Annotated in this window: 15 protein-coding genes; 7 read left to right on the forward strand and 8 right to left on the reverse strand. The window is 60.9% G+C overall.

Annotation, left to right across the window (positions count from 1 at the left end):
* Nucleotides 1-14: 14 nt before the first annotated feature.
* The 5 genes from xerC to lptM form a co-directional block, all read right to left on the reverse strand.
* A complete protein-coding gene (gene xerC / locus G5168_RS05345; RefSeq protein ID WP_337073095.1) occupies nt 15-992 on the reverse strand; it encodes a tyrosine recombinase XerC in 978 nt (325 codons plus the stop codon).
* Nucleotides 985-1665, reverse strand: a complete 681-nt coding sequence (locus G5168_RS05350; protein WP_005336370.1) for a DUF484 family protein — start codon at nt 1663-1665, stop codon at nt 985-987. Before G5168_RS05350 ends, xerC begins: the two co-directional genes overlap by 8 nt.
* A 91-nt stretch (nt 1666-1756) precedes the next feature.
* Nucleotides 1757-2587 carry a diaminopimelate epimerase gene (gene dapF, locus G5168_RS05355; RefSeq protein ID WP_005336371.1) on the reverse strand — a complete coding sequence of 277 codons (831 nt, stop codon included), beginning with the start codon at nt 2585-2587 and terminating at the stop codon, nt 1757-1759.
* A gap of 185 nt (nt 2588-2772) precedes the next feature.
* Entirely contained in the window at nt 2773-4023 is a 1251-nt protein-coding gene (gene lysA, locus G5168_RS05360) for a diaminopimelate decarboxylase (protein ID WP_042053477.1), read from the reverse strand.
* A gap of 32 nt (nt 4024-4055) precedes the next feature.
* Nucleotides 4056-4232 carry an LPS translocon maturation chaperone LptM gene (gene lptM, locus G5168_RS05365; protein ID WP_019444858.1) on the reverse strand — a complete coding sequence of 59 codons (177 nt, stop codon included), beginning with the start codon at nt 4230-4232 and terminating at the stop codon, nt 4056-4058.
* A gap of 73 nt (nt 4233-4305) precedes the next feature.
* Between lptM and cyaY the strand changes: the two genes are divergently transcribed.
* Both cyaY and G5168_RS05375 read left to right on the forward strand, forming a co-directional pair.
* Nucleotides 4306-4620, forward strand: a complete 315-nt coding sequence (cyaY, locus tag G5168_RS05370; protein WP_106843461.1) for an iron donor protein CyaY — start codon at nt 4306-4308, stop codon at nt 4618-4620.
* Nucleotides 4617-5270, forward strand: a complete 654-nt coding sequence (locus G5168_RS05375) for an alpha/beta hydrolase (RefSeq protein WP_421251926.1) — start codon at nt 4617-4619, stop codon at nt 5268-5270. Before cyaY ends, G5168_RS05375 begins: the two co-directional genes overlap by 4 nt.
* Before the next feature lie 64 nt (nt 5271-5334).
* Here the strand turns inward: G5168_RS05375 and G5168_RS05380 are convergent, their stop codons facing one another.
* A complete protein-coding gene (locus G5168_RS05380; protein ID WP_421251927.1) occupies nt 5335-7854 on the reverse strand; it encodes a class I adenylate cyclase in 2520 nt (839 codons plus the stop codon).
* A gap of 323 nt (nt 7855-8177) precedes the next feature.
* On the opposite strand from G5168_RS05380, the gene hemC reads away from it, so the two are divergent.
* The 4 genes from hemC to G5168_RS05400 are packed head-to-tail and all read left to right on the forward strand — an operon-like array spanning nt 8178 to nt 12058.
* Nucleotides 8178-9107 carry a hydroxymethylbilane synthase gene (hemC, locus tag G5168_RS05385; RefSeq protein ID WP_139740585.1) on the forward strand — a complete coding sequence of 310 codons (930 nt, stop codon included), beginning with the start codon at nt 8178-8180 and terminating at the stop codon, nt 9105-9107.
* Nucleotides 9104-9838: a uroporphyrinogen-III synthase gene (locus G5168_RS05390; RefSeq protein WP_421212210.1), complete on the forward strand. Its 735-nt coding sequence runs from the start codon at nt 9104-9106 to the stop codon at nt 9836-9838. The genes hemC and G5168_RS05390 overlap by 4 nt, the downstream gene beginning before the upstream one ends.
* Entirely contained in the window at nt 9835-10884 is a 1050-nt protein-coding gene (locus G5168_RS05395) for a uroporphyrinogen-III C-methyltransferase (RefSeq protein ID WP_421230879.1), read from the forward strand. Before G5168_RS05390 ends, G5168_RS05395 begins: the two co-directional genes overlap by 4 nt.
* 10 nt (nt 10885-10894) lie before the next feature.
* Complete coding sequence (locus G5168_RS05400; protein ID WP_421230878.1) at nt 10895-12058, forward strand: heme biosynthesis HemY N-terminal domain-containing protein; 1164 nt, start codon at nt 10895-10897, stop codon at nt 12056-12058.
* A 70-nt stretch (nt 12059-12128) separates the two neighbouring features.
* On the opposite strand, the gene G5168_RS05405 is transcribed toward G5168_RS05400, so the two are convergent.
* Nucleotides 12129-12380 carry a YkgJ family cysteine cluster protein gene (locus G5168_RS05405; protein WP_005336384.1) on the reverse strand — a complete coding sequence of 84 codons (252 nt, stop codon included), beginning with the start codon at nt 12378-12380 and terminating at the stop codon, nt 12129-12131.
* A gap of 134 nt (nt 12381-12514) precedes the next feature.
* Nucleotides 12515-13525, reverse strand: coding sequence for a class II fructose-bisphosphatase (glpX, locus tag G5168_RS05410; RefSeq protein WP_005336386.1), 1011 nt, complete (start codon nt 13523-13525; stop codon nt 12515-12517).
* A 218-nt stretch (nt 13526-13743) separates the two neighbouring features.
* Here glpX and G5168_RS05415 point away from each other — a divergent pair, with 218 nt between their 5' ends.
* Nucleotides 13744-14805: a porin gene (locus tag G5168_RS05415; protein ID WP_216952723.1), complete on the forward strand. Its 1062-nt coding sequence runs from the start codon at nt 13744-13746 to the stop codon at nt 14803-14805.
* The last annotated feature ends 110 nt before the right edge of the window (nt 14806-14915 follow it).

Genomic DNA, 14915 nt, shown 5'->3' on the forward strand with positions numbered 1-14915 from the left:
GGGCTCAGGGCCCGTTATTCATCGTCCTGCGCATCCGGGTCACGCTTGGCCCTGGGGTGGGCGCTGTCGTAAACCTTGGCCAGATGCTGGAAGTCGAGGTGGGTATAGATCTGGGTGGTGGAGAGGTCGGCATGTCCCAGCAGCTCCTGAACCGCCCGGAGATCGCCGGAAGACTCCAGCATATGGGTGGCGAAGCTGTGGCGCAGCTTGTGGGGATGGACGTGGGCGTTAAGCGCCTGCTTGTTGCCCCAGCCATCGAGGCGGGCCTGCACCGAGCGCGCCGACAGCCGCTGCTTGCGGTTGGAGACAAACAGCGCCTCGCTCTCATCCCCGGCCAGCAGCGGGCGCACCTTGAGCCACTTCTGCAGCCACTCGACCGCCATCCGGCCGATGGGCAGCACCCGCTCCCGCGAGCCCTTGCCGGTCACCTTGAGCTGGCGGTCGTCGAGCTTCAGATCCACCAGATTGATCCCCACCAGCTCGGCCAGACGCAGCCCTGAAGAGTACATCAGCTCCATGATGGCGCGATCCCGCACCGCCAGCGGATCCTGCTCGTCGGTAATGTTGAGCAGCTGGTGCATCTCGTCCACATCGAGGTTTTTCGGCAGCGGCCGCCCCTGTTTGGGGGTGACGATACCGCGAGCCGGATTGGCGGTGAGCCGCCCCTGCCGCACCTGCCAGTCGCAAAAGCTGCGCAGGGCCGAGACCTTGGTGGAAAGGGAACGAGGAGCAAGGCCCCCCTTGTGCATCCGGGTCACCAGAGTGCGCACCTGACTCGCCTCGAGCCGACCCCAATCAGTGAGCCCGAGGGCCACCAGCTCGGCGGTCATCGCCTCCAGATGGGCTTGATAGTTATTGCGGGTATGAGGGCTGAGCTGACGCTCGACCCTCAGGTATTCGATAAAGGCCGCCAGCTCGTCCGCCAGTGCCGCAGGCAGTGGCGGTGCGATGACGGGTGCTTTGGCAGGCGCCTTGGCCGGTGTTCTAGCCATGAGTCAACTCGGGCAGACGCAGTTGCAGCAGGCGCCCCAGTTGGCCCAGCAGCAGGGTGTCGTTGTGGGGAGTAAAGTGGCCGGGATCCGAGCTGGCGAAGGCCAGCACACCGAGATCGCCGAGCCGCATCAGGGCCACCGAGTTGACCAGCACATCATGGCCAAACAGCGCCTGCTTCTCGCTCTGGCTCAGGCGGCCAAAGTAGTAATCCTGCCCCGGCAGACGCTGACCCAGCAGGGATTCGAGCTGCTTGCCCTGCGCCAGAAAGCGCTGCTCGGGCCCGCTCAGGGCAAACTTCTTGGGATTGAGCCAGAGCCGCAGCCCGGTCAGGCGCAGCCGCTGGACAAAGGCCTTGCCCATCACGGCACTCACTTCGAACAGGGTCTGGCAGCCGTACAGCTCGCCGTAGAGATCGGCATAGACCCGGAAGATCCGCTCGTTTTCGCTGGCGATCCCCATCAATTCGGTGATCTCCTGCTCCAGCTGTTCGATCCGCTCGCGCTGACGCTCCAGCTGGCGCTCGACCAGCGAGACCGACCCTTTGCGTTCATGGGGAATGCGGATCCGGTCCAGCACGGCGGCATGACGTTGGAAAAACTCGGGATAACGGGCCAGGTACTCCAGCACAGTGGCTTCATCCACCGATTGCTCCTGCCGTTTGAGTTCGCTCATAAATTGGTTGATCCATCAGAGAAATGGGGCTCGCTGCCCCGACATCATGGGCAAAGGGGGCCAGCGCCCCCCGTACCTGAACCTTTATCGGCTAAACCTCTATCTGGCCGTCAAACACATGCTCGGCGGGGCCTGTCATGTAGACCGGCTGGCCCGGCCCCTTCCAGGCGATGGTCAGCTTGCCGCCCGGCAGACTGACGGTGACCCGCTCCTTGAGCTTGCCCTGACTGATGCCAATCACCGCCGCCGCACAGGCACCGGTGCCGCAGGCCAGGGTCTCGCCACAGCCCCGCTCGAATACACGCAGTTTGATCTCGGTGGCGTTGACCATCTCCATGAAGCCGACGTTGACCCGCTCGGGAAAACGCTCGTGGCGCTCCATGATGGCACCCAGCGTTTCGACCGGCGCATCGGCGACCGAAGGCACTTCGATGACGCAGTGGGGATTGCCCATGGAGACCACGCCACACATCACGGTATGCTCCTGCGCCCGCAACAGATAGGTTTTCTCTGCCTTCTGGGCCCGGAACGGGATCTTGCCCGGCTCAAACTGGGGAACACCCATGTTGACCGTGACCTGGTTCTCCCCCTCCAGCTGCAACACGATGCGACCCCGGGCGGTGCTGACCGCGATGCGATCCCGGTTTATCAGCCCCTTGAGACGCACGAAACGGGCAAAACAGCGGGCACCGTTGCCACACTGCTCCACCTCGCTGCCATCGGCATTGAAAATGCGATAGTGAAAGTCGAGTTCAGGGTCATAGGGCGGCTCCACCAGCAGCAGCTGGTCAAAGCCGATCCCGAAGTGGCGATCTGCCAGCTTCTTGATGACGTCATTGCTGAAAAATACCTTCTGGGTGACGCCATCCACCACCATGAAGTCGTTGCCCAAGCCATGCATCTTGGAAAAATCTATCAACATCGTGCATTCCTGTGCTGTTAGGGCTGTAAAAATTCACCGAACCAAGGGTCGCCAAGCGCCATGAAGTCGTTGTCCAAAGCCCCATGCATCCTGGAACAGTCTGTCCACATCGTGCATTCCTGTGCTGTTAGGGCTGTAAAAACTCACCGTCAATCGTTATGAAATCATTGTCCCAGCCTGCGCCATCAGGGCAGCAGGTGCTCACCGCGCCAGAGATCGGCCAACTGCTCACGCTCGCGGATCAGGTGCGCCTTGGCACCATCCACCAGCACTTCGGCTGCGCGCGGACGGGTGTTGTAGTTGGATGACATGGTAAAGCCGTAGGCTCCGGCCGAACGCACCGCCAGCAGGGAGCCCTCGGCAATGGCCAGGGTGCGCTCCTTGCCGAGGAAGTCGCCGGTCTCGCACACCGGGCCCACCACGTCATAGAGCGCGGGAGCATGGCCGGCACGGCTATCCACCTCGATGATGTTCATCCAGGCGCCGTAGAGCGAAGGGCGCAGCATGTCGTTCATGCCGGCATCGATCAGCGCGAAGTTGCGGGTCTCGCCCGGCTTCAGGTACTCGACCCGGGTCAGCAGCACGCCGGCATTGGCGACGATGGCGCGGCCCGGCTCGAACAGCAGGGTCAGATCCCGGCCCGCCAGCTTCTGCTTCAGCGCTTCGGCGTACTCGGTCGGATGGGGCGGCTGCTCGGAACCGTAGTTGACCCCCAGACCCCCCCCCACGTCCAGATGATGGATATGAATGCCTTCCGCTGCCAGACCGTCGATCAGCCGCAGCAACTTGTCAGCCGCTTCCATAAAGGGATTCAATTCAGTGAGTTGCGAGCCGATATGGCAATCCACCCCGACGATCTCGATGTTCGCCATCGCGGCCGCCTTGCGATAGATGGCTGGCGCCAGCTCGATGGGAATGCCGAACTTGTTCTGCTTGAGGCCGGTGGAGATATAGGGGTGGGTACCGGCATCGATATCCGGATTGACCCGCACCGAGACGCGAGCCTTCTTGCCCATGCTGCCCGCCACCCGATTGAGGCGCTCCAGCTCGGCTTCCGACTCCAGATTGAAACAGAGGATCTCTTTATCCAGCGCAAGGCGCATCTCGGCTTCACTCTTTGCTACACCGGAGAAGACCACCTTGGCCGGATCACCGCCCGCCGCCAGTACCCGCGACAGCTCGCCACCGGAGACGATGTCAAACCCCGAGCCCAGTCGTGCCAGCAGGTTGAGCAGCGCCAGATTGGAGTTGGCCTTCACCGCATAGCAGATCAGATGGGGAATATCGCCAGCGGCCTTGTCGAAGGCGTGCCAGTGGCGCTCGAGGGTAGCACGGGAGTAGACGTAAAGCGGGGTACCGTACTGCTCGGCAAGCTGTTGCAGCGAGGTTTGCTCGGCCTGAAGCTGGCCGGCGGCGTCGTAGTTAAAGTGATCCAAGGGGGCGGTTCCTTCCTAGAATGGGTGCGGCATTAGTGCGGCGCGGCCTCGGTGGCAGCCTCAGTGGTCGCAGGCGGCGCTGCTTGCGGTGTACTCTGGCTCTGTGGCTGCTCGGGGGGCGGCATATAGAGCGGCCCCTTCAGACCGCACGCGGCCAACCCGAGGGACAGAAGAGTGGCAAGCAGACACTTGGTGAACTGGGTGATCATAATGGTTCGCTGCGAAAAAATTTTTGGCCCTCTATAATCGCACTCACATTGTTAAAAGCAACAGGATAAACCGATGAAGGATCACGAGTATCACGCCCTGACCGACGCCTTTTTCCAATATGTGGAGGACACGCTCGACGAGGGGTATCCGGATATCGACTGCGAACGCAACGGTGGCGTATTGACCCTCTCTTTCGAGAACAAGACCAAGGTCATCATCAACAAGCAGGAGCCACTGCACCAGATTTGGGTCGCCACCCGCGAGAACGGCTTCCACTTCGAACTGCAGGGTGACACCTGGATCGACAACCGCTTCGGCCACGAGCTCAAGGCGCTGTTGAGCCAATCCTGCTCCGCCCAGGCGGGTGAAGAGGTGGTGTTTCCATGATCGACCTGCACCCGCAGGGCGCCCGTCACGCGGTGATCTGGCTACACGGGCTGGGTGATTCCGGCGCAGGTCTCGCCCCACTGGTGGACGCGCTGGATCTGCCCGCCGAGCTGCCGGTGCGTCACCTGCTGCCGGATGCCCCCGAGCGCCCCATCACCATCAACATGGGCTACAAGATGCGCGGCTGGTACGACATCAAGAGCTTCGAGGATCCCGCCGAGCGGGCCGTGGAGTCCCATGTCCGTGAATCAGCCGACCAGATTGCCGCATTGCTGGATCAGCTGGTGGCCGACGGGTTTGTCCCCGAGCATATCGTGCTGGCAGGCTTCTCACAGGGCGGGGTAATTGCCTCCTTCACCGCGCTGCGCTATCAGGCTACGCTGGCGGGCTTGCTCTGCATGTCCACCTATCTGGCTGCCCCCGACAAGCTGCTCGGCGAGATGAGCGAGGCTGCTCGCACCCTGCCCATCTGCTACATGCACGGCATCTACGACGATGTGGTGAGCCTGTCGCTCGGTTGGGATGCCAAGAACCGGCTGGAAAGCGCCGGGCTCGACCCCGAGTGGCACGAGTACCCGATGCGTCACGAGATCTGCCGTCCGCAGCTGGGCGACATTCGCAGCTGGCTGCTGGCTCGTCTCGGCGCCTGAACAACCGCAAAAGCAAACGGCCTGTATCTGCAGGCCGTTTTTTATGGCGATTCCAACTGACGGATCAACCCACTTCCCGGGTGGGCGGCACCTGTTCACGCAGAGTCCCCTGACTGCGATAGGGGATCACATCCAGCTCGCCATTCACTTGTACTATCTCGTAGTACTGGGGCAGGTTGAAGTTGATGAACTGCCCATCATCGCTGAACCGCTCGTGATTGGAGGTATAGAAGCGGTTGACCCCGGCCACCAGCTCATCCTTGTTGCCGGCAAAGTGCTGGTAGATCTCCACCCGGTTCGCCTCATCGAGGATATAGATGTTGGTGCCCGCATCCCGGGTATCGAAGAAGAACTGCACCAACCCTTCGCTGGCGTAGGCATCGACGATGCTCGGCAGATGCTGGCTGTGGGTCTTGTCGAGCCGCAGCGGCAGGTGATCCAGCTTGTTGTGGGAGATGTGGCGGTAAAAATCGATGGCGTTCTCCAGCTTCTTCACCGACACCCCGCGCCGCTCGAAGAAGATGCCGTACTTCTCGCGGCCAAGGGCCATGGTCTTGACCAGCTGTTGCTTGTCGCGGGCAAGGCGCAGGTCGATACACTCCGCCACCAAAGTCTGGAAGCGGGAGCGCACCAGAGAGCGGAAGTGCTGGCTGTAGCAGAACACCTCGATCATCTCGGGGGCGGCGGCATCCTGATGCATCTTGCCGAGGATGGTGGTGAGGGCATCGACCACGGCTTCATCCCCCTGGAAGTGCAGGGTACGGATCTCGCTCCAGGAGTTGCGATAGACCAGATCCACCGAACCGACCAGACACTCCTGATTGCGACCGAACGAGAAGACATCCACGGTATTGGCGTCAAATTCGATCACCTGACCGACCCAGTGGCTGGTCGGGTCCATCTCCAAATTGAGGAAGATGGAGAGCTGGCGAATTTCGCACGGCCGGCTGAGAGCCAGATTGGTGGCCAGCGGGTACTTCTCGGGGAAGCAGCCGGAGAGATCGCGGCAGAACTGGTGCAGATTGTCGATGTGCAGATCCGAGCCCTGATTGAACAGGTGCACCCGCGACTGGGGGGTCAGCAGATCGTTGAAGTAGGCCCAGGAGACCAGCTTGCTGATGTAGCCGTTGAACTCGAGCGGCGCGCGACCAATGATGTCCACCGGCTCCAGCGAATGTTTGTAGAGATACCAGCCGGCGCGGTTGAGGCGACCGTGGGGCACCTGCACGAAGCTGAGATCAGGCTCGCTCAGATCCGGTGCGATCTTGAGGTTCACCCTCTGCACCTTGCCTGGCAGGCTCTCGAATGCGGCATAGAGTTTGCGCGACAGGATGCCGATATCTTCCGGGTTGATCGACTCGCTGATGTTGTTGCGACGGGCGAACTGGATCAGATTGCGGTAGCTCTGCATCAGAGCCTCCAGCAACTCGGCATGGGCGATCTTCACCTCCTCGACCTTCCACTCGTGGCGGTGATCGAGGTGGTACAGCTTGTCCTGGCTCCAACCCCAGTAGGAGACCAGCTGGCTCATCTGCTCGCGGCGCCACTCGGGGGAGTGATCATCCTTGGGATGACTGAGGCCGTCGCACACCTTGAGGTAGAAGCAGCGGCGCACCAGATCGAGTCGCGCCATATCGCCGATGGACTTGAGGTAGTTGGTGACCTTGTCCAGCATCAGGCAGTAGTTGTCGAGCCGGTAGTGCATCCCCTCGTTGTGCTGAAACCAGTCACGGCTGATCATCGAGAGCAAACGGGTGTTGGGGTACTCGTGGGAGTAAGCCTCCATCAACACAGACTTGAGCACCGCCTTATAGGGAGAGTCGATCCCCTTGTAGAGCTGCCACAGGGCAGAGCCGAAATACTCCTCCGCCGGAATACGGTCAAAACTGCCGAGATCAAGCCAATCATCCTGTTTGAGCTTGCCGCTCTCGAACAGCTCGTTCACATACTCATCGTAGTGATCATCACATTCGGTGGGCACCAGATACCAGATCAAGCGTTTGCCCGCGATACGCATGGCACTGCGGTAGAACTCGTCGAGCAACAGCAGGTGCTGGGCACTGCCGCAGCTCTCCCCCAGCATCTGGGCATCGTTGGTCTGGCGGAACTTGTCTTCCGGGATCAGGAAGAAGTTGAGATCGACCCCGCGCTGTTCGGCCCACTTGGAGAGTTGCTGGCACTTCAGCTCCAGCAGATCGAGCCGCTCCTGCGACAAACCGGCCACGTGGCAGACCCAGATATCGAGATCGGAGTGACAGCATTGACCGATGGAGGAGGTGCTGCCCATGGAGTAGAGCCCCTGAATGGCTCGATCATGGGTTGCCAGACCGCTCTGACAGTTGGCGTTGCGGCAGAGGTCATCGATAAAGGCTTGCTGCTCGGCGGTGGCGCTGAAGCTCCAGATGCCATGAGGGACATCACCGGAGACATAACCGGGCAGCAGGGGATGATTGAAGTGCAGCATGACAGGCAGCAGTTGGAATACCTGCTGCCCATAGCGACTCATGAGGCCTAACGCCCGTTGCGTCTTGAGACGGGTAATGTCGTCATAACGCGCAACCAGCGTATCGATGTGTTCCTGCAATGCCCTGCCTATCACCTAAGTGAAAATGACGCACCAAAAGGGGGATACGTCAAAAAAGTGTGATCATGTTAACAATGCAAACAGCGGTGGTAAACAAGCCTTCAGCTAAACGTCAGATTATTTCTGGTATGACCACATCAAGTATCAGGGGAAATCATTAAATCCCAATACATTCAATGAATTAATCAACACCACTTGCTTAATGAAAATCATTTTCAGCATGCATTTTTGAGCTTGGCCCCGCTTTTGCCGGCTCCGCCATGAAAGCCCGGGCAAAGGGTGGTAATATCGATTTCCTTCTAAAAATGAAACAACTGATTGATATGGCAGCCCGAACCCTGAAAATTGCCACTCGCAAGAGCCCGCTGGCCCTGTGGCAGGCCAACTTTGTCAAAGACCGGCTCGAAGCCCTGCACCCGCAGTTGCAGGTCGAACTGGTGCCCATGAGCACTCAGGGTGACAAGATCCTCGATACCCCGCTGGCCAAGGTCGGTGGCAAGGGGTTGTTCGTCAAGGAGCTGGAGACCGCCATGCTGGAAGGACGGGCCGATATCGCCGTTCACTCCATGAAAGACGTGCCGGTGGAGTTCCCCGAGGGGCTCGGTCTGCACACCATCTGCGAGCGGGAAGATCCCCGCGACGCCTTCGTCTCCAATCGTTTCAAGGCCATTGCCGAACTGCCGCAAGGTGCCGTGGTCGGCACCTCCAGCCTGCGTCGCCAGTGCCAGCTGCGCGCCGCCCGCCCGGATCTGGTGATCCGCGACCTGCGTGGCAACGTCAACACCCGCCTCGCCAAGCTGGATGCCGGTGAGTACGACGCCATCATCCTCGCCGCCGCCGGTCTGAAACGACTGGAGATGGCGCACCGCATCACCGCCTTTATCGAGCCGGAGCAGAGTCTGCCCGCCAACGGTCAGGGGGCTGTCGGCATCGAATGCCGCCTCGACGACGTTGAGCTGCACGCTCTGCTGGCGCCGTTGGAGCACGCCGAGACCCGCGCCCGGGTGCTGACCGAACGCGCCATGAATCGCGCCCTGCAAGGGGGATGTCAGGTCCCCATCGGTGCCTACGCACTGGTCGAAGGCGAGCAGATCTGGCTGCGCGGTCTGGTGGGTAGCCCGGATGGCAGTCAGGTTATCCGTGACGAGATCCGCGGCCCGCTGGCCGATGGTGAGGCGCTCGGCGAGCAACTGGCCCAGCGTCTGCTGGCCGCCGGTGCCGACGAGATCCTGGCCGAGGTCTACCGCGCATGACACCGCTGGTGGTGCGTCCGGCCGCCCAAGCCGCCGAGCTGGTGCAGTTGCTGCGCCAGCACGGTCATGCACCACTCTGCTGCCCGCTGCTGGAAACCGTGGCGGGCAGTGAACTCCCCCGCTTGCCCAACCTGTTGCACAGCGCCGATATCGTTATCGCGGTCAGCATCCATGCCGTTCATTTTGCACACGATTTTCTGTTGCAAACTGGTCAGACCTGGCCACATATTGAGTACTTTGCGGTGGGTCAGGCCAGCGCAGATGCGTTTGCCGCTATCGGCATCACAGCAAGCTGCCCGGATGACCCGCGCAGCGAAGGGCTGCTGGCCCTGCCCGCCCTGCAGCAGGTAGCAGGCAAACGGGTACTGATCTTGCGCGGTAATGGCGGGCGGGATCTCATCGCCAGCACGCTGGCCTCACGCGGTGCTCTGGTGCACTATTGTGCGGCCTATGAACGCCACTACCCCGAGCTAGACGGGGAGACATTGACCCGCCACTGGCAGGCAGCGGGGCTGGACAGCCTGCTCATTACCAGTGGTGAACTGCTGCAACGGCTGCTGGAGCTGGTTCCCGACCACCAGCGGCCCTGGCTTTTTGACCGCCTGCTGGTGGTCCCCAGCCCGCGAGTGGCCGAGATGGCCCACTCCGCGGGCTTTATCCATATCACGATTGCCCAAGGTGCATCCAACCAGGCCCTGACGGCCGCACTGGAACTGAGGAAGATGGAATGACAGAACAACAAGAATCCCAGGTCAAACCCCAGCCGACCGCTGCGGTCAATGGCAGCAAGAGCCGCTCCGGTGCCGTACTGGGAGGGGTCGCCATCCTGCTGGCCCTTGGCCTGACCGGCGGTCTCTATCTGCACGGTCACAAGAATGCCGTTGCCCAGCAGGCCGAACTGGCCCAGCTCAAGCAACAGCTGGCGAGCGCCCTGAGCAAGATCGACCAGACCAGCAGCAAGGATGCCAAGCAGCTGGCCGCGCTGGATCAAAACCAGCAGCGGCTGCAGGGGGAGATGCAGGGTCTGCAGAACCGGGTACTGGACCTGAATGACAAGCGCCCCAACGACTGGATGCTGGCCGAATCCGAGTATCTGGTACGGATGGCGGGCCGCAAACTGTGGCTGGAGCATGACCTCGTCTCCGCCATCACCCTGCTCGGCAATGCCGACGAGCGGATCGCCGCCCTCAACGACCCCAGCCTGATGCCGATCCGCAAGGCGCTGGCCGAGGATATCGCCAAGCTCAAGGGGATGCCGCGCATCGACCGCGAGGGGCTGACCCTCAAGCTGGCCGCGCTCTCAGATCAGATCGAGCTGCTGCCCCTCTCCACCGTCAGCATGCCGGAAGCCAAGGCCGAGCCGGATCAGGCGGTCAGCGCCAATCCCGACGAGTGGGAGAGCAACCTGAAGAAGAACTGGGTCAAGTTCACCGAGAACTTCGTCACCATCCGTCGCCGCGATGGCGCGGTCGAGGCGCTGCTCTCGCCGCAGCAGGAGATCTTCCTGCGTGAAAACCTCAAAACCAAGCTGTTGCAGGCCCAGCTCTCCGTCTATCGCGAGCAGCAGGCGCTCTACGAAGACAGCCTGGACAAGGCCCAGCGCTGGCTGACCCAATATTTCGACACCGACAACAGCGCCACCCGCTACATGCAGGGCGAGATCGACAAGCTCAAGGGTGAGCAGATCCAGATCGACTATCCGGCCCAGTTCAAGACCCAGGCGATGCTGGAGCAGGTGCTGACCGAACGCCTGCAACGCATTCTGGCCAGCAGCTGAGGAGGGCACCATGATCCGTATAATCATTCTGGTTGCCGTGATGCTCGCAGGGCTGATCTTTGGCCCGCAAGCCTCCGGTAACAAGGGCTATGTGCTGATTGCCCTTGGCAATTACACCATCGAATCCTCCGTCACCAGCGCGGTGATCCTGGCCGTGCTGTTCTACGGAGCCCTGCTGATCGTCGAATGGCTGCTGGGTCGGGTATTCGGCCTGCGCCGCAAGACCCTCGGCTGGTACGGCTCGCGCCGCCGCCGCAAGGCCAATCAACAGACCGTCGCCGCCACCCTGGCGATGGCCGAAGGGCACTACAGTCAGGCTGAAAAACTGATGATCAAGGGGGCCAGCAACAGCGATACCCCGCTGCTCAACTACCTGAGCGCCGCCAAGGCGGCACAGGCCCGTGGTGACGACGCCCGCCGGGATCAATACCTGCAAAAAGCGCAGGAAGAGAATCCCAAAGCCGAGCTGGCGCTCACCCTGACCCAAACCCAATTGCAAATCGAGCAGGGCCAGTACGATACCGCGCTGGCGATGCTGGAGTCGGTCTACGCCCTCAACCCGCGCCACCCCATGGTGCTGGATCAGCTGCGTCAGGTGCATCTGGCCCGTCAGGACTGGAGCGCCCTGTGCGACCTGATCCCGGCGCTGCACAAGGTGGGCAAGCTGACCCCGAAACAGGAAGAAGATCTGCTGCAACAAGCCTGGTGTGGTCGCCTGCAACAGGCTGCCGGCAGCCTCGAGACCCTCAAGGCGGTGTGGCAGGATCTGCCGCGCAAACTGCGCCTCGAGCCAGAACTGCTGGCCTGCTACGGCGATCTGCTGCGCCAGCTGGGCGCCGATGGCGAGGCCGCCACCCTGTGGCAGGAGGCGCTGCGCAAACAGCCGATGCCGCAGCTGCTGGCTCGCCTGCCCAAGCTGAAACTCGACAGCTACCAGCCGCTGTTGGCACTGCTGCAAAAACAGCAGGGGCAACCGGAGGTGGACACCGCACTGGCCCAGCTCTATCTACTGGCCGGTCAGCTGGACGATGCCCAGAAGCTGCTGGAGCAGGAGGTGGAGCGGGCGCCGAGCGCCGCCGCCTACCATGCTCTCGGCCAGCTGATGGACAAGCGCCGCCTTACCAACAAGGCCAACGAGTACTATCGTCAGGCACTGGAGCTGGCGGGGATCTGATCCCCGGCGAATAGAAACGCGAGAGGCCGCATGATGCGGCCTCTTTTTTTATATCTTCGCCCTGCTCTCGTCAGGTGGTGAGCCGCTCCAGCTCGCCGATCAGCCAGATGGCCTCGGCGCGATGGCTGCCGCACACATCCATCATGGGGCGAAAACCGCCACACACCGCCGGCCGCTCCGGTTGACCGAAAATCTTGCAGCCAAGGGCGCTATCGAGCTGGATACAGGGGACGCCAGCCGGTTTGCCATCTGGCATACCGGGAATGGCACTGCTGATACTGGGGGCGATGCAACAGGCAGCGCAGCCGCTACGACACTCCATAGACTCCACTCCTTTGGGATGGTCTGAGCCACCATAGCCGAAGCGGCGGCACAAACGTAGCTGGCGCACAACAAAAAGCCCGACCGCACGGGCGATCGGGCTTCAAACAACACAGCCGGTTCAGCGAGCCATCATCACAGGATGATGTCACGTACCACGCTGTCTTTGCGCTCCAGGTAATGGATCGACTTGATACGACGAATGGTACGGGATTTACCACGGATCAACAGAGTCTCGGTGGTCGCCATCACGCCATCGCTGGTGATGCCATCCAGCAAATCACCCTTGGTGATGCCGGTGGCGGAGAAGATGACGTTGTCATTCTTCGCCATATCTTCCAGCTTGAGCACCTTGTTGACGTCGATGCCCAGCGCTTCGCAGCGGGCAATTTCCTGCTCGCCCAGCGCACGCACTTCCGGGCTGTCGCCCTTGACCCGGTGACGCGGCACCAGACGGGCCTGCATGTCGCCATCCAGCGCGCGGATCACCGCCGCGGAGATCACCCCTTCCGGTGCGCCGCCGATGCCATAAAGCATGTCGACTTCACTGTCCGGCAGACAGGTGAGGATGGAGGCGGCAACGTCACCATCAGGAATGGCGAACACCCGCACGCCCAGACCCTGCATCTCCTTGATTGCCTTGTCATGACGCGGCTTGGCCAGGGTAATGACAGTCAAACGGGAGAGCGGCTTGCCCAGCGCCTTGGCCACGGACTTCAGGTTCAGCTCGAGAGCCTGATCCAGGTCGATGGCGCCTTTGGCCTTGGGCCCGACGATCAGCTTTTCCATGTACATGTCAGGTGCTTTCAGGAAAGAACCCTTGTCGCCCACCGCCAGCACGGCCAGCGCGTTGGCCTGACCCATGGCGGTCATGCGGGTACCCTCGATGGGATCGACCGCGATATCCACCGCGTCGCCGTGTCCGGTACCGACCTTCTCGCCGATATAGAGCATCGGCGCTTCATCAATTTCACCTTCGCCGATCACAATCTCACCATCGATCTCGATCTGGTTGAGAATGTGGCGCATGGCCGCTACGGCCGCCCCATCAGCGATATTCTTGTCACCACGTCCGAGCCACTTGTAGCCAGCCAGTGCAGCCGCTTCCGTCACTCGGGAAAACTCGATTGCCAGTTCACGTCTCATCGCATATCCAACCTATGGAGCTCGAAAACGGGCGGCATTCTACCACAAGGGCAAACCTTTGCGCACAAAAGTAGCTGCCAGGTGCATAAATGTAGCCAATTCATCCAATTGCAACCCAATTGCCATCGACTCTTCATCCAGTTGTCACCCCGCTGTCATGCATCTTCCCTAGGATGGCCCCGTCTTCAAAACAAAAGCTTGCAACACAAGGGATTAAGATGAAAAAGCTGACTGTAGTGGCACTGGCTCTGACCGCCGCCTTCCAGGCGCAAGCCGTTGAGGTGTATAAAAATGATACCGCCATGCTGGACCTGTATGGCCGCATCTACGCCGGTCAATTCTTCGGCGACAAGAAAGAAAACGTCGATACCGCCAACCCGAATGGCACCAAGGATTACAGCGCCAAGCAAGGGGCTAACCAGTTTGTCCGCTTCGGTGCCAAGGCTGAAACCCAGATCCAGAGCGGTCTGAAGGCGCTGGCCCAGTACGAAGTGCAGATGTACATCAACGACAGCGAGAAGACCATCAGCGAGAGCTCCGACAACCTGCGTACCCGTCTGGCCTTTGCCGGTGTGGGCGCTGACTGGGGTACAGTGACCTTCGGTCGCCAGAAAGGTGCCCCGGGTTTCCTGGCGGACTGGACTGATGTCTCCCTCTCCGACGGCTACGGTAACGAAGCGCTGGGTGCAAAGACCGACACCTTCGCCACCAACCGCGCCGGTTCCGTACTGAAATACTCCGGCCTGTTCAATGGCTTCCAGCTCGACACCAGCTACAAGTTCGACGGTGGTGACACCGAAGAGACTACCAGCAAGGATAGCGACGCGGCCTACGGAGCAGCCGTGGCCTATACCTTCCCTTTCAACCTGTCGCTGGGTACTGCCTATAACGTCGGCCTGCGCGACAAGAGCGGTGAAGAAGATGCAAAACTGTGGCTGATCTCCGCCAAGTTTGACAACAAGGCCGCCTACGCCGCCCTCAGTTATGCCGATGGCAGCGACTTCCTGGCGACCGGCACCGATCACACCGGTTGGGAAGCCGCGCTGGGCTACAACTTCGAGAATGGCTTCGGTCTGATGGCGCTGTGGAACAAACAGGAGCAGGACAAGGCTGGCACCAAGAAAGACAATGTGGATTACTACACCCTGGGAGCCCAGTACAAGTTCAACAAGAACCTGCGGGTGATCGGCGAGTACCGCATCAACAATCTGGACAGCGTTGCCGGCAAAGCGACCGCCAACAAGGATGACTTCCAGCTGGCTGCTCGCTACGACTTCTAATCGAGGTTTTCTGATACCCAAAGCGCGATGGCTTGCCATCGCGCTTTTTGCTGGGCGTCGCTCACGACCGGAGAAAGTGGCCTAGGCTCAACAGTAGATGTATCGCCGGA

It is taken from the genome of Aeromonas sp. 600724 (assembly GCF_049175135.1).
Taxonomy (GTDB): Bacteria; Pseudomonadota; Gammaproteobacteria; order Enterobacterales; family Aeromonadaceae; genus Aeromonas; species Aeromonas veronii_A.

What these genes read in the sequence shown, in the direction of transcription:
- hemC (WP_139740585.1), top strand. Translation starts at nt 8,178, where the DNA reads ATGGCAGCCCGAACCCTGAAAATTGCCACTCGCAAGAGCCCGCTGGCC.
- G5168_RS05415 (WP_216952723.1), top strand. Translation starts at nt 13,744, where the DNA reads ATGAAAAAGCTGACTGTAGTGGCACTGGCTCTGACCGCCGCCTTCCAG.
- G5168_RS05395 (WP_421230879.1), top strand. Translation starts at nt 9,835, where the DNA reads ATGACAGAACAACAAGAATCCCAGGTCAAACCCCAGCCGACCGCTGCG.
- G5168_RS05405 (WP_005336384.1), bottom strand. Translation starts at nt 12,380, where the DNA reads ATGGAGTGTCGTAGCGGCTGCGCTGCCTGTTGCATCGCCCCCAGTATC.
- dapF (WP_005336371.1), bottom strand. Translation starts at nt 2,587, where the DNA reads ATGTTGATAGATTTTTCCAAGATGCATGGCTTGGGCAACGACTTCATG.
- cyaY (WP_106843461.1), top strand. Translation starts at nt 4,306, where the DNA reads ATGAAGGATCACGAGTATCACGCCCTGACCGACGCCTTTTTCCAATAT.
- G5168_RS05375 (WP_421251926.1), top strand. Translation starts at nt 4,617, where the DNA reads ATGATCGACCTGCACCCGCAGGGCGCCCGTCACGCGGTGATCTGGCTA.
- xerC (WP_337073095.1), bottom strand. Translation starts at nt 992, where the DNA reads ATGGCTAGAACACCGGCCAAGGCGCCTGCCAAAGCACCCGTCATCGCA.
- G5168_RS05400 (WP_421230878.1), top strand. Translation starts at nt 10,895, where the DNA reads ATGATCCGTATAATCATTCTGGTTGCCGTGATGCTCGCAGGGCTGATC.
- G5168_RS05350 (WP_005336370.1), bottom strand. Translation starts at nt 1,665, where the DNA reads ATGAGCGAACTCAAACGGCAGGAGCAATCGGTGGATGAAGCCACTGTG.
- glpX (WP_005336386.1), bottom strand. Translation starts at nt 13,525, where the DNA reads ATGAGACGTGAACTGGCAATCGAGTTTTCCCGAGTGACGGAAGCGGCT.
- G5168_RS05390 (WP_421212210.1), top strand. Translation starts at nt 9,104, where the DNA reads ATGACACCGCTGGTGGTGCGTCCGGCCGCCCAAGCCGCCGAGCTGGTG.
- lptM (WP_019444858.1), bottom strand. Translation starts at nt 4,232, where the DNA reads ATGATCACCCAGTTCACCAAGTGTCTGCTTGCCACTCTTCTGTCCCTC.